14 protein-coding genes are annotated in these 18355 nt (G+C 73.8%); 8 read left to right on the top strand and 6 right to left on the bottom strand.

Features of this window, described 5'->3' with window-relative positions; genetic code table 11:
- Window positions 1-14: 14 nt before the first annotated feature.
- From ACNJ93_RS02210 to ACNJ93_RS02195, 4 genes are all read right to left on the bottom strand, one after another.
- Window positions 15-677, bottom strand: coding sequence for a CBS domain-containing protein (locus ACNJ93_RS02210; RefSeq protein ID WP_418955595.1), 663 nt, complete (start codon window positions 675-677; stop codon window positions 15-17).
- 249 nt (window positions 678-926) lie between these two features.
- Window positions 927-1142, bottom strand: coding sequence for a hypothetical protein (locus ACNJ93_RS02205; protein WP_418955594.1), 216 nt, complete (start codon window positions 1140-1142; stop codon window positions 927-929).
- A 243-nt stretch (window positions 1143-1385) separates the two neighbouring features.
- Complete coding sequence (locus ACNJ93_RS02200) at window positions 1386-4325, bottom strand: ABC transporter permease (protein ID WP_418955593.1); 2940 nt, start codon at window positions 4323-4325, stop codon at window positions 1386-1388.
- A complete protein-coding gene (locus tag ACNJ93_RS02195; RefSeq protein WP_418955592.1) occupies window positions 4322-5071 on the bottom strand; it encodes an ABC transporter ATP-binding protein in 750 nt (249 codons plus the stop codon). The genes ACNJ93_RS02200 and ACNJ93_RS02195 overlap by 4 nt, the downstream gene beginning before the upstream one ends.
- A 387-nt stretch (window positions 5072-5458) precedes the next feature.
- On the opposite strand from ACNJ93_RS02195, the gene ACNJ93_RS02190 reads away from it, so the two are divergent.
- From ACNJ93_RS02190 to ACNJ93_RS02165, 6 genes are all read left to right on the top strand, one after another.
- Complete coding sequence (locus tag ACNJ93_RS02190) at window positions 5459-6373, top strand: universal stress protein (protein WP_418955591.1); 915 nt, start codon at window positions 5459-5461, stop codon at window positions 6371-6373.
- A 327-nt stretch (window positions 6374-6700) separates the two neighbouring features.
- On the top strand, window positions 6701-7609 hold the full coding sequence (locus ACNJ93_RS02185; protein WP_418955590.1) for a universal stress protein: 909 nt from the start codon (window positions 6701-6703) through the stop codon (window positions 7607-7609).
- The gene (locus ACNJ93_RS02180) at window positions 7606-8526 is read left to right on the top strand and encodes a universal stress protein (RefSeq protein WP_418955589.1); all 921 of its coding nucleotides are present in this window, start codon (window positions 7606-7608) and stop codon (window positions 8524-8526) included. The genes ACNJ93_RS02185 and ACNJ93_RS02180 overlap by 4 nt, the downstream gene beginning before the upstream one ends.
- A gap of 427 nt (window positions 8527-8953) precedes the next feature.
- Window positions 8954-10036: a zinc-dependent alcohol dehydrogenase family protein gene (locus tag ACNJ93_RS02175; protein WP_418955588.1), complete on the top strand. Its 1083-nt coding sequence runs from the start codon at window positions 8954-8956 to the stop codon at window positions 10034-10036.
- A complete protein-coding gene (locus ACNJ93_RS02170) occupies window positions 10033-10806 on the top strand; it encodes an HAD family hydrolase (RefSeq protein WP_418955587.1) in 774 nt (257 codons plus the stop codon). Before ACNJ93_RS02175 ends, ACNJ93_RS02170 begins: the two co-directional genes overlap by 4 nt.
- Entirely contained in the window at window positions 10803-13193 is a 2391-nt protein-coding gene (locus ACNJ93_RS02165; protein WP_418955586.1) for a glycoside hydrolase family 65 protein, read from the top strand. The genes ACNJ93_RS02170 and ACNJ93_RS02165 overlap by 4 nt, the downstream gene beginning before the upstream one ends.
- A 19-nt stretch (window positions 13194-13212) precedes the next feature.
- Here the strand turns inward: ACNJ93_RS02165 and ACNJ93_RS02160 are convergent, their stop codons facing one another.
- Together ACNJ93_RS02160 and ACNJ93_RS02155 are read right to left on the bottom strand one after the other, a co-directional pair.
- Window positions 13213-14205: an Acg family FMN-binding oxidoreductase gene (locus tag ACNJ93_RS02160; protein ID WP_418955585.1), complete on the bottom strand. Its 993-nt coding sequence runs from the start codon at window positions 14203-14205 to the stop codon at window positions 13213-13215.
- 22 nt (window positions 14206-14227) lie between these two features.
- Window positions 14228-14452 (bottom strand): CBS domain-containing protein, encoded by a 225-nt coding sequence (locus ACNJ93_RS02155; RefSeq protein WP_418955584.1) that lies wholly within the window; start codon window positions 14450-14452, stop codon window positions 14228-14230.
- Between the two features lie 267 nt (window positions 14453-14719).
- On the opposite strand from ACNJ93_RS02155, the gene ACNJ93_RS02150 reads away from it, so the two are divergent.
- Both ACNJ93_RS02150 and ACNJ93_RS02145 read left to right on the top strand, forming a co-directional pair.
- Window positions 14720-15622: a universal stress protein gene (locus ACNJ93_RS02150; RefSeq protein ID WP_418955583.1), complete on the top strand. Its 903-nt coding sequence runs from the start codon at window positions 14720-14722 to the stop codon at window positions 15620-15622.
- On the top strand, window positions 15619-18327 hold the full coding sequence (locus ACNJ93_RS02145; protein ID WP_418955582.1) for a cation-translocating P-type ATPase: 2709 nt from the start codon (window positions 15619-15621) through the stop codon (window positions 18325-18327). The genes ACNJ93_RS02150 and ACNJ93_RS02145 overlap by 4 nt, the downstream gene beginning before the upstream one ends.
- Window positions 18328-18355 lie beyond the last annotated feature (28 nt).

Below are 18355 nucleotides of genomic sequence, written 5' to 3'. Positions count from 1 at the left end.
CGCCCGGCGCGGCGTCATCGTCCGTCGCGCTCTCGGTCTGCGGTGAGTTCGCAGCGCACGTCCACCACGCCCTCGACGGCGCGCGCCAGTCGCACGGCGAGGGGGATCAGAGAGGCGTCCCGGACCTCGCCCGCCAGCGTCACCAGGCCGGCGTGGACGCCGACCTCGATCTGGTGGTGCGAGAGAGGGAAGAGGTGGTCGACGACGTCGCGACGGACTTCGGCCGCCAGGTCGTCGTCCGGCCGGAGGAAGACCTTGAGCAGGTCGGACCGGCTCACGATCCCCTGAATGACTCCGCGCCCGTCCACGACCGGCAGTCGCTTCACGTGGCGGGTCGCCATGAGATGCGCGGCCTGCGGCAGGGAAGCCTCCGGACCGATGGTCACGGCGGGGGAGGTCATCAGGTCCTCGGCCCGGCGGGAGGCCGCCTTGGCCGTGTCGTCGAGCCGACGCATCTGCTCGATGAGCCCGACGGGGTGGTCGTGGAGTTCCTCCTTGAGCAGCAGGTCCGCTTCGGACACCACGCCCACGACCCGGCCCTCTCCCTCCACCACCGGAACGGCGGTGACCTTCCACTCCTCCATCGTGGCCACGATCTCCTTGAACTGCGCGCCGCGCAGGACCGCGACGACCTTCTTGGTCATCACGTCGGCGACGGTGAACGGCTGTGCGGTCATGACTGTCTCCTCACCGGGGTGCCGGCGGTGCGCTTCCAGGCTCCCGCGGGACGGTGCGCTCCGGCGAGGGCCGCCCAGGTCACCCCGGGGGCCGATGGGCCCGGGGACGGAGGACCGGACGGCGACGGCTTCACCGCGGTGCACCTCTCGGCACGTATTCGGATCGCCTCGCGGCCACCGCGGGCGGTTGATCCGCAGCAGCCCGGCCTCCGGCGGGGAAACGGAGTCCGGCAGGGGGTTCGACGGGTGTCAGGCAGCGTCGTACTCGTGCGCTTCGGCTCCCCGCCACTCCACCCAGAGCGGATCGTCGAGCACCTCCTCGGCGTCCTCGAGACCGGCGCGACGAAGAAACTCGACGACGTCCCGGTCACTGTGTGCAAGGCCCAGGATGCCGCCGTGGCGGACGGTGACCCGGCGACCACCCGTCGGCGAGGGCGGGTGGACGACGATCGGGGCAGTGCTCATGTGTCCAGGGTGCTCCTGGTCGGTCGCGGTCGGCACCATCGGAATCGGTGCGGCCGGACGGCGGGCAAGGGGTCCCGTAGGGCAGTGCCCGACATGTGTTCCAGCGTCGTCGACGCTGATCCCGTCGGGAGGCCAAGGGGGGCGGGGGCCGACGCACTCGTGATCGTGTCGGGGAAGCTCAAGGCGCTTCGGACGCGCCGTCCGACGGAGTGGGCGGAGATCGGCGCGACGGCCGGGGAGTCGTCATTCCGCGACCCGGACCGCGCGGGCGGGGCGGATGGCGGCCGCGCGGCGGGCCGGTCCCAGGGTGGCCAGGAGGGAGGCGGCGAAGGTGGCTGCTGCAAGGCCGCCGATGCTGCCCCACGCGATGGGGAAGCCGCCTTCGAGACCCGTGAACGCCGCGCTGTTGTGGTACATGAGCCAGGTCGTGAGGACGCCCAACAGGGATCCCAGCACGATGCCCTCCGCGGCCACGAAGGCGCTCTCCGCGAGGAAGGAACGCCGCACGGTCCGTGCCCGGAAGCCGAGGGCCCGCAGGATGCCGATGGTCCGCCGCCGTTCGCGTACCGCCCGGACCATCACCACACCGAGACCGGTGATGCCCACGCCGAGGCCGAGGGCGAGGAAGCCCTGCATGAGGCGGAAGAAGGCGGTGCTGGAGTCGAACTGCCCGCGGATTTCGGAGGCGATCGGCGTGGCGACCAGACTGGACGACAGCTGCTCGCCCTGCAGCTGGGTCGCCAGGGTGTCGGGGGAGGTCCCGGGGCGGGTGCCGACGAGGGCGGAGGCGTTCTGTGCCTGGTCGGCGAAGAGCTCACGCATGCCCCGCTCTCCCATCACCACGGGGTACGTGGTCGAACTGGCGCCGGTGCCGGGGTAGAAGACCATTCCGTTGCTGAGCACGCCGGCGATGACCTTCTCTGCGTCGCGTCCCGTCCGAGGGTCCGTGACCGTCAGGGTGTCGCCGGGGTCGTAGTAGTCGCCGGCCGGTCCGCCGGTGCTCCCGAAGAAGCCGTCGATGACGACGAATCGGGGATCGGTGGCGAGTGCCCGCCATACGGCGGGGTCGTCGTCCAGGCCGGGCAGCCGCTCGCGGAAGGTGATGCCGGTGATCGCGCCGTCGGGGACGCCGACGGCGGCGATGTCGAGCGGCTGATCGCTGCGGTTCCCGGGATCGGTGGCCCGGCCGGCGGCGTTGAGCAACGGTGCCACGGTGGCGATTCCGGCGGCCGAGGGGCCGCCGCTCAGCTCTGCGACCAGCCGGTCGCCCGCGACCTGGGGGTTGTAGTCGAGCCGCAGGGAGTAGCCGGCCGTGGCGTCGTCGACGACTCCGTCGACCCCGGCGCGGAGGATCCCGGAGATCTCCGTCAGGAGGACGAGGACGAACACGATCAGCGTGTACATCACCAGCGTCGCCCCGGTACGGAAGCGTTTCGCCAGCGGATAGGCGACCGCGAGCCGTGCCGCGAGCCCCGATTCCGACGGCCGTTCCAGGAGACGTCGGACGGGGCGGAGCAGTGTCTTCTGGTTGTCGCTGACGAGCACGACGGCGGAGAAGGCGGCCAGCGCGCCCTGGACGACGTACACGGACATGGACGGCGTGTCGAAGATGCGGGGGCGGACCACCGGTGCCAGCAGCGTCCAGGCCAGGACGGCCCCCGCCACCAGGGTCGTGACGGTATGGCGGGGCAGGAGACGCAGCAGCGCCGGAGTGGCGAAGGCGAGGGCGAGCGCGGGCATCAGGTAGGTCGCGTCGGGCTGGCTGCGTGCCACCGCCGGAACCGCCGCGAACGCGCACAGCACCGCGAGCGCGGAGGACACGACGAGCAGCCGGCGGCGCGGCGCCCGCCCCGGGGCGGCGGGAAGATCGCGGATGGCGGCGATGATGTTGAACCTGCTGATGCGGACGCTGGTCGCGAGGATCGCGGCGAAGGCGATCAGCAGGCCAAGAGCGACGCCGTTGAGGATGCTGGTGGGGGTGACGGCGAACGCGATCCGGATGCTGCTGCCGCCGACCGACCATCCGCTGAAGATCTCCGCGGCCACCACGGCGACGCCCCAGCCGACGCCGACCCCGATGGCCACGCCCGGCAGCGCCGACAGCAGTGCGTAGGCGGCCCCTTCGACGGTGAACGACGCGACCAGGCGGGATCGCTTCATGCCGATCGCCCGGACCATGCCCATCTGGGACTTCCGCTCCTCACCCAGCATGACGAAGATGTTCACGAGGAGCAGGGCTCCCGCGATGATGCTGAAACTGCCGATCATCAGGAACAGCGCGCCGAGGGAGTCTCCGGCCTGCTTGGCGTCGCGGAGCACGGTGTGCTTGGGCGTCTCGATCGCCGTCTGTGCCGCGAGGGGGCCGAGGGCCTGCCGGATGTCGGAGGTGACCTGCGGCGTCAAGGCGTCGCCGCCCTCGACACCCCCGCGGTTGGACACGAAGGTGACCGACCGCGGCTCCGCGCCGGCGGCCCGTGCCGCTGCGTCCAGGACGCCGGGTGCCACGAAGGCATCGCGGTTCAGCCGGCCACCCAGGCCCACGCCTGCGAGGCCCTGCTCCGGCACGACGCGGTCCACCCGGTAGGTGTGCGGGGTGCCGAACAGATACAGCGTGATCGGCTCCCCGGCTCCCACGCCCAGCGACTGCGCCAGCGGCGTGTTGATCACGACCCCGCCGGGCTTCGGGCCGGGCCCGTCGATCCCGGACTTCCCGCCGGCCGCGCCGAAGTCCGCGGCCCGGTCGAAGTCCATCTGCCAGGCGAGGACGCGCGGTTCGGCGACTGTGCCGTCGTCGGAGCGCGAGACGGCCGACGCCTGCGTGGCCCGCGCGCTCAGCACACCGTCGACGTCGGGATCGTCCATGAGGGCCGCGAGCCGGTCGGCGACCGCGCGTCCGGCCGGGCCGGGCGGTGCGACGACGCGCTCGTCCACGGGACCCAGGGTCCGGTACGCCTCCTGGCGTACGGAGAAGTTCAGGGTGTCGCCCACGACGAGGGCCCCGATGATGATGGCCGTTCCGAGTACCGATCCGCCGATGACGAGCGCGGCCTCCGTGCGCCGCCGGGCGACCTGGCGGAACGCCAGGCGGCGGGAGACCGGTTGCCGGACGGCGACCAGGACCAGTGCCGCCAGGGCGAGCGCGAGGGCGACGAGCAGCGGGGTCAGCAGGTTCGGGTACATCATCGGCCCCCGGCCGGTTCGCCGGCTGCGCCCGCTTCCGGGACGAATTGCCGGACGTCGTCGACGAGGCGCCCGTCGCGCATCCGGATCAGCCGCGGGACACGGGCGCCGATCGCGCCGTCGTGGGTGACCAGGACGATCGTCTGGCCCTCGTCCCGGTTGAGCGCACACAGCAGGTCCATGACCTGGTCGGCCATGGCGCTGTCGAGGTTCCCCGTCGGCTCGTCGGCCCACACGATGGCCGGCCGTCCGGCGAGAGCACGGGCGATGGTCACCCGCTGCTGTTCGCCGCCGGACATCTCGCTGGGGCGGTGCCCGACACGATGGCCGAGGCCGACCCGGTCGAGCATGATCAGGGCCCGGCGCCGGGCGTCGGCCGGGCGGGTTCCCACGAGCAGCAGGGGGAGTTCGACGTTCTCCACGGCCGAGAAGACCGGGATGAGGTTGAACGCCTGGAAGACGAAGCCCATGGTGCGGGCGCGGTGCTCCGTGCGGGCGGCGTCCGGCATCGCGAAGAGGTCGTGGCCGTCGATCTCCACCCGGCCGCCGTCGATCTCGTCGAGTCCGGACAGGCAGTTCAGCAGCGTGGTCTTCCCGGACCCGGAGGGGCCCATCACCGCCACAAGCTCTCCACGGCGTACGACGAGATCCAGGTCGTCCAGTGCGGTGACGGCCACCGCACCCGTCCGGTAGATCTTGCGCACTCCTGTGGCGACCAGAAGGGGTCGGTCGCTGTTCCTGGCTTCCATGCGAACCTCCGGAAGGACGGGACCGCGCCGGCCGGGCCCCGGCAGGGGGGCGCACTGACGCTCGATCTCCGGGGCCACGGCCGCGCGGATGTCCTGCACCACGGCGGGCCCGGGGCCGGCGCAGAAAGGGTGCTGCTCGGCGTTGACGGCATGCACCTCGGTGCGTCGACGCCACCCACGATGCCCGGCGCCATGACCTTCCACCTCCTGGCGCGATGCCGCCCTGGAACCCAGCGTGCGCGCGGGCACCGTCCCCCAGGAGTGCCGAACGGGCCCGTTCCGGGACCGGCTGGGCCGACGCCGGGACCGACCGGCCCTACCTGGGCCGGCGCGCCGGGTGCGAGCGTGGCAATGATCCCTATTCGTATGCGAAAGGCGGTGGGGTCGATGCAATCGCCGGAGGCGGCAGGCCCCGTGGTGGTGGGCGTCGACGGTTCGGACGCCAGCCTCACAGCCCTGGACTGGGCGGCCGACGAAGCGGCGCGGCACGGCCGCCCGCTGCGGATCGTGCACGCCTCGCTGTGGGAGAGGTACGAAGGCGCCGTGCCGGCCTGGATGACGGACCGGCCCCCGGGGCAGGTCCTCGCGGAGAACATCGCCGGCACGGCCGCCGACCGGGCCCGCCGACGTGCGCCTCGTCTCGCCGTCACTGCGGACGTCCTCGCGGAGGACGCCTCCGGTGCGCTGCTCCGTGAGGGGGAGGACGCCATGATCCTCGTCGTGGGGTCCCGTGGACGAAGCGAGCTGGCCGCCCTGCTGCTCGGATCCGTCGGGCTCGTCGTCGCCGCCAGGGCCCCAGGCCCGGTCGTCGTCGTTCGCGGGGACCGGGAGGCACTGGAGGCGCGCCACCAGCGGATCCTGCTGGGCATCGGGGACCACGACGCGGACGCGGCGGCCGTCGGATTCGCGTTCCACGAGGCGGCGGTCCGGGGTGCGGAGCTCGACGTCGTCCGTACATGGCGGCGACCCGCCCACGAACCGGTCGACCACCCTCTGCTGACCGGCGGACCCGGCACGTACTTCGAGCACCGGGCCTCCGAAATCCTCGACAGAGCCCTCGATCCGCCGGCCGGCGTCTTCCCCGAGGTCCGACTGCGCAGAAGCACCGTCGAGGGCCACGCGCACCGGGTTCTGACCGAGCGATCCGCCGCCGCCGACCTGCTGGTCGTCGGCGCACGACGCCCGGGCCGCCTCGTCGGCCTGGAGCTGGGCAGGGTCGCCCACCGCGCCCTGCACCACGCCGCGTGTCCGGTCGCCGTCGTCCCGCAGCACCACGCCGACACCACGGAGGGAGAGGAGTGAGGAACTCCGCCGCGCCTGGCCCCTGTCGTCGTTCTCACGTCCCGCCGGGTGACCGGACGCCGCATCCACCCGCCGGGCGCGGGACCCCGTCCGCGCCCGAGCTGCGGCGCAACGCGCGTCCGGCCCGTCAGCACGGGTCGACGTCCGTCCGGGGCGCGCGTACCGCGGCATCTCCCCGGGATGACCGGCCCGGCCCACGCGACGGGCCGAGCGGGTCCCGAACGGGGCCGAACGGCCCATCCCGCCGGAGACCGCCCCGGTGCCAACGTGGGAGGTGCCTTCAAGGGCCCGGCTGCCGTGGCCCGCGGCTCACTCGGAGGAGGAACCATGAACAGCGAGACCCCCGTCCGACCGGAGCTCGGGGACGTCGTCGTGGGCGTCGACGGGTCCCCTTCCGCCCGTGCGGCCGCCCTCTGGGCCGCCGCAGAGGCGGACCGCCGCGGGCGTGGGCTGAGCATCGTGCACGCCGCCGACACCGACCGCCGCGCGTACTGGACCGACGCGGAGACGCTCCAGGCGGTACGGGAAGCGGGCCGCGACCTGTTGGCCGAGACCGCGCACGCCGTTCGGGACCGCTTCCCCCAGCTTGCGGTCACCAAGGTGCTCAGCCGCCGGGACTCGGTCTCCGGAATCCATGAGACCGCCGGCGACAGTGGAACGATCGTCGTGGGCAGCCGGGGACTCGGCGGCTTCTCCGCGCTCATGCTGGGCTCGGTCGGCCTCGGCGTCGCGGCCCGCGCCGACGGTCCGGTGATCGTCGTACGCGGGGAGAGCGAGCGACCCGAGACGGGCTCCGTGACCGCGGCCGTCCACGACGCCACGGACCTCGACTGGCTGTTGGTCGCCGCTGCGGAGGCCGAAGCCCACAAGGCGGCCCTGCGCATCGTGAGCGTGTGGAACGTGCTCACCCACGTCGGCAGCGTCGCCACCATGCTCGACGACCTCGATGAGATCGCACGGCGGCGCGTGCACGAGGTGAAGGCCCTCGCCGAGAGCGTCCGCGAGGCGTACCCCGACCTCATCGTCGGACACCACGTGGAGACCGGCACGAGCACGCCGGGCATCCTGATCGAGGCGAGCGCGCGCACCGACCTCCTCGTGATGGGCCGCGGCCGCCATCCTCTGGGCGTGGGCCGGTCCCTGGGACGCGTGGCGCACGCCCTGATCCATCACGCCCACTGCCCGGTCGAGATCGTCCCGGCCGCTCCCCTCGTGACACGTGACGAGGAGTCATGAGCGAGGTACTGGTCGGCATCGACCCCCGAGACCTGTCCGTCCCAGCCCTGGTCTGGGCCGCCGACGAAGCCGTGCGCCGAGGCGCCCGGCTGCGTCTGATCGTCGCTGTTCCCCCGGTCCATGACCGCCTCCCGCATGCTGCGGTCGCCCATCTGAGCGCCTTGCGGGTCCGCGCGGAGTCGATGCTCGGCAACGCGGAGGACCTCGTACGGGGCCTCCACGACGAGCTGTCGACCGCCACGGAGATCGTCCACGGAGTGCCGGCGGCCGTGCTGTGCGAGAGGACACCGGATGCGACCCTCACCGTGGTCGGCTCCCGTCGTCTCGGCAGGGCCGCGGAAGTCTTCAGCGAGGGTTCCGTGGCGGTCCCGCTGACGGCACGGGCCGACTGCCCCGTCGTCGTGATCCGGGAACCGGGTAACACGTCCGTCCACCCGGCGCTCATCGTCGTCGGCGTGGACGGGAGTCCCGAGTGCCGGGCGGCCGTCGCCTTCGCCATGGCGGAGGCGAGTCTGCGCGAGGCACGGCTCAGGGCGGTCTGGGTGTGGCCCCGGCCCCTGCTGTCGCACAGCGACGGCGACGAGGGCCTGGCCGAGCGTCGCCGGCTGCTCGCCGAATCGATCGTCGACCTCTCGATCCGGCACCCTGACGTCGATGTGGAACAGGTGGTCGTGCGGGGCCACCCGGTCGAGGAACTCAGCCGCGCGTCGCTGGAAGCACTCGCGGTGGTCGTCGGACGCAGGGGCCGCGGGGGCTACACCGGCATGCGACTCGGCTCCACGGTCCATGGACTGCTGCACCACGCCGAGTGCCCCGTGATCACCGTTCCCCCGCCCACGGCGGGAGGGGCGGTCGGTAGTCCGTCCGGGGCGGACCGGTCCCGGGCCCGTCCGGACCGACCGGCCCCGGCAGGGTGACGCGGCCGGCACCGGGACGCCTCGCCCCGGCGGCGCGACCGGCAGCGCGACGCTCGCGGCCTCGGGGGAAAGGCGCACGCGCCGAGCGCCGGGGCCGGGCTTCCCGGGGGTGAGGACCGCGGCCGTCGGCATCGGCGGCGTCACGGGCGAACCGGTTCCGGTTGCGTCGGCACACGTGCGCGGAACCCTGGAAGAGACCGCGCCTCCAGGAGCTCGGTCCGCCGCATGGCCGCTCTCGACGAGGAGCATGCTGCCGGTCACCGACCCACCCCGCCCGGGGAGCTGCGCAGAGGCGGTCGTCGGACCGGTGGCAGCGGGGCCGGTCGGCCCCTCCGATGGACCGGTCGGCACCTGCGCCGCCGCGGTCCGGCCGCCGAGCCTGGACGAGGGGGACATCCGAACGCGTGACAGGAAGCAGGTGGGCGTCATGAAGGCAGCCGTCTTCCAGGGACCGGGCCGGATCGCCTGGCAGGACGTACCCGACCCGGGCATCGAGGACCCCGGGGACGTGATCGTGAGGGTCGACGTCGTGACGATCTGCGGCACCGACCTGCACATCCTCAAGGGGGACGTGCCGGAGGTGACGCCGGGCCGGGTGCTCGGCCACGAAGCGGTGGGCACGGTCGTCGAGACGGGACGGGACGTCCGCACGGTACGGCCCGGCGACCGCGTCCTGATCTCCTGCATCTCCGCCTGCGGCCGCTGCCGCTTCTGCCGCGAGGGCCGCTACGGACAGTGCCGCGGAGGAGGGGGCTGGGTCCTCGGCCACCTGATCGACGGGACACAGGCCGAGTACGTCCGCGTCCCGTTCGCCGACCTGTCCGTCCACCCGCTGCCGAGCGCGGTCGACAGCTTCGACGCGGTGCTGCTCGCCGACATCTTCCCCACCTCCTACGAGGTGGGCGTCCTGAACGGCCGGGTGCAGCCCGCCGACACGGTCGTCGTGGTCGGCGCGGGCCCCATCGGCCTGGCCGCGATCGCCACCGCCCGCCTGTACAGTCCCGGCCGGATCGTCGCCGTCGACCTCGCCGAATCGCGGCTCGCGGCGGCGCGCGAACTCGGCGCCGACGCCACCGTGGCGGCCGACGAGGGTCCGGAACAACTCGTCGAGGATCTGACCGACGGCCTCGGGGCCGACGTCGTCATGGAGGCCGTGGGAGTGCCCGAGGCCTTCGAGATGTGCACGCGGATGGTGCGGCCCGGCGGGCGGGTCGCCAACATCGGCGTGCACGGCAAGCCGGCGGCCCTGCACCTCGAAGACCTCTGGATCAAGGACGTCACGATCACCACCGGCCTCGTGGACACCTCGTCGACCCCCATGCTGCTGCGCATGATGGCGGCCGGCAGACTGCCCGCGGCCGAGCTCGTCACCCACCGTTTCGAGATCGGGCAGATGGAGGAGGCGTACGACGTCTTCGGCCGCGCCGGCGACACCGGCGCGCTGAAGGTCGCGCTCGGCGGTCCGCAGCACACGGCCGTGCAGGTCGCCGGCTCCCCGGACGCCGCATGAGCGGTCGGCCCCGGAGCTTTCCGCCGCCGCGGGGCGTCGTTCTCGACACCGACGGGGTGCTGCTCGACTCCGCCGCCGTTCACGCGGCGGCGTGGAAGTCCGCGTTCGACGTCTGCCTCGCGGAACTGGCCCGCGACGGCGAGGGATGGGTGCCGTTCGACGCGGACGCCGAGTACCGGCGGTTCGTCGACGGCAGATCACGCCACGACGGGGCGGAGGCGTTCCTGACGGCCCGCGGCATCCGCCTCCCGCCCGGAGAGCCCGGTGATCCGCCCGGCTGCGGGACCGTCTGGGCTGTCGCGGCGCGCAAGGAAGCGGCCTTCCGGGAGGCGCTGGCCGCCGAGCCGGTCACGGCCTTCGAGGACGCCGCTCCGGCGCTCGCCGCCCTCCGCTCGCGGCGCGTGCCGTGCGCCGCCGTGTCGGCGTCCCGCCACGCCCGTGCGCTGATCTCCGCCGCCGGTCTGGACAAGGTCCTCGCCGCCGTCGTGGACGGCGAGGCGGCCGCCCGCCTCGGTCTCGCCGGGAAGCCGGACCCCGCGCTCTTCCTGCACGCGGCCGGCCTCCTGGGCATCCGGCCCGGCGATGCCGCGGTGGTCGAGGACGCCCTCGCCGGAGTCCGCGCGGCCCGTAGGGGCGGCTTCGGCCTCGTCGTCGGTCTCGACCGCAGCCCCGACCGGCACGCCGCCGGCCTCCTGTACGGGGCGGGCGCGGATCTCGTCGCCCCCGACCTCAGCACGCTGGTACGGACCGTCTGGGGGGAGCGCGGATGAGCTCCGGCTGGACCTGGACCTACGACCGCTACGAGCCCGCTCGTGAACGGCTCGTCGAGTCCCTCTGCACGCTCGGCAACGGCAGGTTCGCCACCCGCGGCTCGGCGCCCGAGTGCGCCGCCGGTCCCGTGCACTACCCGGGCACGTACCTGGCCGGCTGCTACGACCGGCGCGCCTCCGTCGTCGCCGGTGTGCGCGTCGAGAACGAGGACCTCGTCAACCTGCCCAACTGGACGCTGCTGCGCTACCGCTGCGTTCCGGAGGGCGGGCCGCCCGGCGACTGGCTGACGGCCGACTCCGAGCACCTGCGCCACTACGACGTGCACCTCGATCTGCGCGGCGGAGTGCTGGCCAGGCACCAGTTCTTCCGGGACGCCCAGGGGCGTGGCCTGCGCGTCGGACACGTCAGGATCGTGCACATGGGGGACGCCGCGCTCGCCGCTCAGAGCACGACCTTCCGCGCCTACGGCTGGAGCGGCGCCGTCGAGGTGGAGTCCGTCCTCGACGGCGCGGTCACCAACGCCGGCGTCGAGCGGTACCGGGACCTGGAGGGGCGTCATCTCACCGACCACCGCAGCGGCTTCCGCCCCGGCGGGGTGGCATGGCTGTCCTGCCGTACGGCCGACCCGGGCAGGCTCGTCGCCATGGCCGTGCGCACGGTCACCCGGCCCGACCGGCCCGCACAGGAGGACAGCCGCACCACCGGCACCGTCCAGACGTACCGCCTGCCCCTCGCCCCCGGCCGCTCCGTCACCGTCGTGAAGACGCTGTCCCTGCGCACCTCGACGGACCGGCCCGCCGGCGACCCCTTGGCAGCCGCCTGCGACGACGCCGCCCGCGCCCCGGCCTTCCCCCGGCTGGTCGCCACCCACAAGGCGGCCTGGCAACGCCTCTGGGAGCAGGGCGAGCTGCACGTGCCCGGGAAGGCCGGGCACATCCTGCGTCTGCACCTCTTCCACCTGCTCCAGACGCTGTCCCCGCACACGGCGGAGCTCGATGCCGGAGTCCCCGCCCGCGGTCTGCACGGCGAGGCGTACCGGGGCCACGTCTTCTGGGACGAGCTGTTCGTCCTGCCCTACCTCAGTCTCCACTTCCCCGAAGTGGCCCGGGCCCTGCTCATGTACCGGCACCGCCGGCTCCCGGCCGCCCGGGCGGCGGCGCGCGGTGTCGGCGGCGTAGGCGCGATGTACCCGTGGCAGAGCGCGAGTTCCGGGCGCGAGGAGACCCAGGAGCGCCACCTCAATCCGCGCTCCGGCCGCTGGCTGCCCGACTTCTCACGGCTGCAGCGCCACGTGGGCTCGGCCGTCGCGTACAACGTGTGGCGGTACGCGCAGACCACCGGCGACCAGGGGTTCCTGCATTCCGCCGGGGCCGAGATGCTCCTGGAGATCGCCCGCAACTGGGCCGGGTCCGCCACGTACGACCCGGCCCGCGGCCGCTACCGGATCCGTGGGGTGGTGGGCCCCGACGAGTACCACGACGCCTATCCCGGCGCCACGGTCCCGGGCATCGACGACAACGCCTACACCAACGTGACCGCCGCCTGGGTGCTGGCCCGCGGGCTCGACCTCCTGGACGAGCTGCCCGACGGGCGGCGCGCGGAACTGTCCGAGCGGCTCGCGCTCGACGACGAGGAAGTCGCCCGCTGGGACGACGTCTCGCGCCGCCTGTATCTGCCGTTCCACCGTGGCCTGGTGAGCCAGTTCGAGGGCTACGGGGACCTGGCGGAGCTCGACTGGGAGGCGTACCGGGCCCGGTACGGCGACATCCGCCGGCTCGACCGGATCCTGGAGGCCGAGGGCGACACCGTCAACCGCTACCAGGCGTCGAAGCAGGCCGACACCCTCATGCTCGGCCACCTCTTCAGAACCGAGGAGCTGTACGCGCTGTTCGCCCGCCTCGGCTACCGACTGGACGACGAGACCTGGCGCGCCACCGTCGCGTACTACCTGAGCCGAACCAGCCACGGATCGACGCTCAGCAGCCTGGTGCACGGCTGGGTCCTGGCCCGACAGCAGGGAGCCTACGCCTGGCGCTACTGCGAGGAGGCGCTGCTCGCCGACGTGGCCGACGTCCAGGGCGGCACGACGGGCGAGGGCATCCACCTGGGGGCGATGGCCGGGACGGTCGACCTCGTGGAACGCGGCATCACCGGCCTGGAAGCCGGGCCGGGCGAGTTGCGCGTGGCTCCGGTGGCGCTCGCGGAGATCCCGCGGTTCGCCTTCACGCTGTGCGTCCAGGGTCACCGGGGCGTGCGCGTGCGGGTCCTGCCGGGGCGGCTGGCCGTGCGCGTACCGACGTCGCCGCGCGGCCCGCTCACCGTCGTCCTCCCCGGGGAGCGGCGGTTCACCGTCGCGCCCGGGGAGGAACGCTGGCTGCGTCTGTGACGGGAGAGGACTCCGGGCTTCAGGCGAAGGTGAGCACTTCGGACACCGGCCGGCGCGGTGTGGCCCGGCCACGAGGCCCGTATCCCAGGCGGATCATCATCTGGACACAGCCCGTCGCGGACCCCGGGTCCCGCGCCACCGCGCGCAGTTCGGGCCACTCCAGCGGCTGGGACATGAGCGAGGTCGACAGCCCTTCGAGGGTGGCCCGCAGCAGCACCCGATGCAGCGCCTGGCCGGCCTTCAGCCATTCCACAGGGGTGTCCCGGAGCGTACCGAGCAGGGCGATCTGCGGGCTCTTCTCGAAGCGCGCGGTCTCGCGCCCGGGGGCGCGCCGGTGGGATCCGAAGTCCCGGACCGGCGAGGTGACGTCGTACTGACGCGGACCGAAAGCGTACGAGGGGATCCCCTCGGTCCGGGCACCCTCACCGGCCGCGCCCGTGGGCGTCCAGGCGGCGAGCTCCTCGCGCACCGAGGCGTCGGCGGCCTCGAATCTCTCGGCGTCCCGGACGAGTTCCAGGACCGTGTCGGTGTGCCAGGCGCCCGGCACGACCAGCCGGCAGCCTTCCAGGAACGCCGCCGCCCGCAGCCCGTCGACGATCTCGGCGGGGATCCGCTCCTCGCTGAACGGGAAACGGCTCGTGTGGCGTTCGTGCAGCGCCGGCTGGAGCGCGGCCAGCTCCTCGTCCTGCTCGACGGCGGCTTCCCCCAGACGTACGTCGGCGAGATGCCAGGGGTCGTCGGGGTCCGGCAGCAGCCGGACGACGGCGTGCCGGCCGTGGTGGGCGGCGGCGACGCGCAGACCGAACAGGGCGGCGCCGCAGCCGAGATGGAGGGCCCGATGATCGGGATCTTCCCGGGGCATTCCGCGCCCGGGGTCGCCGTGCAGCTCGATGGTGCCGGTCTCGTTCCGGTGGAGGAACTTCCACGGCTGAGCGTTGTGCATGGACGGCGCGGTGACGGCGTCCTCGACCAGCGACGTGACGAGGGTTCGGGCAAGAACTTCTTCGGACACGGTTCGTCCCGTCTGTGAGGGATCACCCAGTGATCTCGTGTGCGCTGCGGGCGGGAGTGGCGGGGCCAGGGGCGCCCTCGCCGAGGGACAGCCGGTCGACCACGGCGACGACGCCGTCCCGGTCGCGTACGGGCAGGCCGCTGATGTCGTGCTCGGCGAGCAGCTCGGCCACCTCACGGAACGGCGTCGCCAGGACGACCGAGACGACGCCGTCCGTCATGAGCGCACCGACCTTCAGAGGCTTCATCGCAGGGCCCTCCTGTTCGAGCGTCGCCGACGTCCGCGTCCGGACGGCGGTGGCCTTGCCCCTCCCACCCTTCCTCGCGCGACGCGCGGCGGCGAGGGCCGAACGGTCCACGCCGGGCCCGACGGACCCGACCGTACGGAGCGGGACCTCCGGACCCGTCGTTGCCCCCAGTGGCCCTCCGGCCCCACCGGCCCTGGATGACACGGTGGGAGCAGCCCCGGACGGACGTTGCCGAGCGAACCCTGAGGGACCGGACGAGGAGGAGCCATGGACGGAACCACCGACCGTCCCGGCCTGGGCAGGGTCGTGGTCGGAGTGGACGGTTCGCCGTCCGCCCGGACCGCCGCGCTGTGGGCCGCGAACGAGGCGGTGCTGCGCGGCAGTGGCCTCACCGTCGTCCATGCGACGGACCTCGATGCCGCCGCCCGGCTTCTCTCCGCAGCGGAGCGCGACCGGCTCGGACGCGCCGGCAAGGAGCTGCTCGACCGGGCCACCGAGGCGGTCACGGCGCGCCACCCCGACCTCGCGGTCGTCACGGAACTCAGCGGCGGTCCACCCGAGCAGGCCCTGCGGAGGGCGGCCGCGCTGAGCGGCACGATCGTCGTCGGACACCGAGGCCGCGGCGGGTTTTCTTCGCTCCTGCTGGGCTCCGTCGGACTCGCGGTCGCGGCCGGCGCGACGACACCGGTGGTCGTGGTGCGCGGCACCGCCGAGCCCGCGGAGGCGGGCGCCGTCCTCGTGGCGGTCCGGGACGACAACGACATGGGCTGCGCCCGGGCCGCGGCCCGCGAGGCCTTGCTGCGCAAGGTCCCGCTCCGGCTGCTGCACGTCTGGGGCACGTCCTCGTACACCGGCGCACGAGTCGTGCTGCGCAACGGCAAGGCGGCCGAGGCCGGTGCGCACGCGCGTGCGTCGACGGCCGTCGCCGACCGGCTCCGGGACGAGTTCCCGGACCTGACCCTGGAAGCCGAGGGCGAGAAGAACCAGAGCGTGCCCGGAGCGCTCGTCGAGGCGTCACGGCACGTCGACCTCCTGGTCGCGGGAGGCCGCAGGGCGCCCGGCCACCTCGGGCCGACGCTCGGCCGGACCACCCTCGGGCTGCTGCAGCACGCCTCCTGCCCGGTGGAGCTGATCCCGCGGCACGGCGCCGGACACGGGAGCACCTCGTGAGCGGCGCGACGGAGCACACGGATGTCGACCCTGTTCACCTCGCGGTGGCCCGGCCGGCCGACGAGGTTCTCCGGCACCCCGAGACGGTCCCGGCGGCGATCGAGCCGGCCGGCAGGGCCACGGGCCTCACCGGCGCGGAGGCCGCTCACCGGCTCGCCGCCACGGGCCGCAACGAGGTGGTCGCGAGGAGGCCCGTGCGCCTCCACACGCGCATCCTGGCCCAGATACGCGATCCCCTGATCATGGTGCTCCTGGGGGCCGTCGCGCTCACCCTCGCGATCGGCGACCACCCCGACGCGATCGTCATCGCGCTGGTCGTCGTCGTGAACACCGGCGTCGGGGTCGTGCAGGAGATAAGGGCCGACAACGCCGTCGCCGCCCTCTCGGCGCTGAGCGCTCCGCACGCGCGGGTCAGGCGGGACGGCGCCGTCCGGGACCTGCCCGCCGCGGAGATCGTTCCGGGCGACGTGCTCCTGCTCGGGGAGGGGGACATCGTCGCAGCCGACGCGGAACTCGTCGAGGCGTCCGCCCTGCTGCTGGACGAGTCCATGCTCACCGGGGAGTCGGTGCCCGTCGACAAGGACACAGGAGGCACGCTCGGCGCCGGTACCGTCGTGGCGCGCGGCCGCGGTGTGGCCGTCGTGACCGCGACCGGCGCCTCCAGCGCGCTCGGCCGCATCGCGGCACTGCTCGACGACCGCCGTGAGCCGACGCCGCTGCAGGGCCGCCTCGCGTCCCTCGGCCGCGTGCTTGCCGCGGTGACGCTCGCCCTGTGCGTCCTCGTCTTCGCCCTCGGCCTGATACGCGGGCTCCCGCTCGGCACGATGGCGGTCACGGCCATCAGCCTGGCCGTCGCGGCCGTCCCGGAGTCCCTCCCGGCTGTCGTCACCCTGGCCCTCGCCCTGGGGGCCCGCCGCATGGCCGCCCGGCACGCCCTGGTGCGACGGCTGCCCGCCGTGGAGACGCTCGGCTCGGTGTCCGTCCTCGCCACCGACAAGACCGGAACCCTCACCGAAGGACGCATGGTCGTCCAGCACGTCTGGACGCCCCGAGGGAGCGTGGAGCTCCGGGGGGTCGGTTACGAACCCGACGGGGAGGTCCTCGTCGACGGGAGACCGGCGGAGGCTGACGAAGTCGAGCCGGCTCGGGAACTGCTGACCGTCACGGTGCTGTGCAACGACGCCGCGCTGCGGCCACCGGATCCCGGTACGCCCGACGGTCGCTGGGCAGCCCTCGGCGACCCGATGGAGGCCGCCCTGCTGGCGGCCGCGGCGAAGTCCGGGTGCCGGGATCAGCCGGCTCTCGCGAGGAGCCTCCCCCGGATCGGGGAAGCGCCCTTCGACAGCCACCGCAAGCGCATGACCACGTTGCACGCGGCAGGTTCGGGCCGGGTGCTCGTCTGCCTCAAGGGCGCCCCCGAGGCGGTACTCGATCCCGCGGTGCTCGTGGACCGTCCGGAGGACCTGGACCGGGCCCGGCAGCAGGCCGCCGCCCTGGCGGCGCGCGGCTACCGCGTGCTCGCGGTCGCCTCCGGCGTACGGGCCGGCGTGCCGGAGCCGGTCGCCGCGGCGGAATCACGGCTCGCCCTCTGCGGGCTCGTCGCCCTGAGCGACCCGGCCAAGCCGCGTGCCGCGGCGACTCTGGCCTCCTGCCGGGCCGCCGGGATCACCCCCGTGCTCATCACCGGCGACCACCCTGCGACGGCGAGAGCCGTGGCGGCCGACGTGGCCCTGCTCGGCGACCGAGGCGCGGACGCGGACGGGTCGGCCGCCCGCGTCGTCACGGGCGCCGACGTGGCCGCGGGCCGGGTCCCCGACCTCACCTCCGTACGGGTCTTCGCCCGCACGGACCCGCAGCAGAAGCTGGACATCGTCGAGGCATGGCGGGCCGGGGGAGCGGTGACCGCCATGACGGGAGACGGCGTCAACGACGGCCCGGCCCTCCACCGCGCCGACATCGGCGTCGCGATGGGGGCGAGGGGCACGGAGGTGGCGCGGCAGGCCGCGGACCTCGTCCTGACGGACGACGAGCTCTCGACGGTCGTCGCGGCCGTCGAGGAAGGGCGGCGCGTCTACGACAACATCCGCCGCTTCCTCGTCTACGGGATGGCAGGCGGCGCGGCGGAGATCCTGGTGATGCTGATCGGCCCGCTGCTGGGCCTTCCGCTTCCCCTGCGGGCGGGCCAGATCCTGTGGATCAATCTCCTCACGCACGGCCTCACCGGCGTCGCCATGGGCGCCGAACCGGCCGCCCCCGGAACCATGCTCCGCCCGCCCCGCCCTCCGGGCCAGCACATCCTCGGCGGCGGCGCCTGGCAGCGACTGCTCGTCCTGGCCGCCGTCGTCACCACCGCGACGCTCGGCGCGGGGCTCGCCGCGCGGGCCCTGGACCTCGCCTGGCAGAGCGTCCTCTTCCTCGCCCTGCTCGCCGCCCAGCTCGGCGTCGTCCTCGGGCTGAGAGCCCGACTGCTGACCCGGAAGAATCCCTTCCTTCCGTGCGCCGTCGTCGCGTCCGCCCTCTTGGCCGTGGCCGCGCTGTACGTACCGTTCCTGAGCGCGGTCCTGGAGACCGAGCCCCTGAGCCCGGCCGGCATCGGGCTCGCCGCCGTCTGTGCGCCGGCAGGGTTCCTCGCCGCGCGCCTCGTCCGGACGGCTTTCCGACGGACCGCCCCAGCGGGAGCGAACGGCACATCGGGACTACCGTGAGAGCAGGCGCGCCGGGTCCGTCAGGCGT

The organism is Streptomyces tritici (genome assembly GCF_048500665.1).
Taxonomy (GTDB): domain Bacteria; phylum Actinomycetota; class Actinomycetes; order Streptomycetales; family Streptomycetaceae; genus Streptomyces; species Streptomyces tritici.
This window is presented reverse-complemented; position numbering and strand designations above follow the sequence as displayed.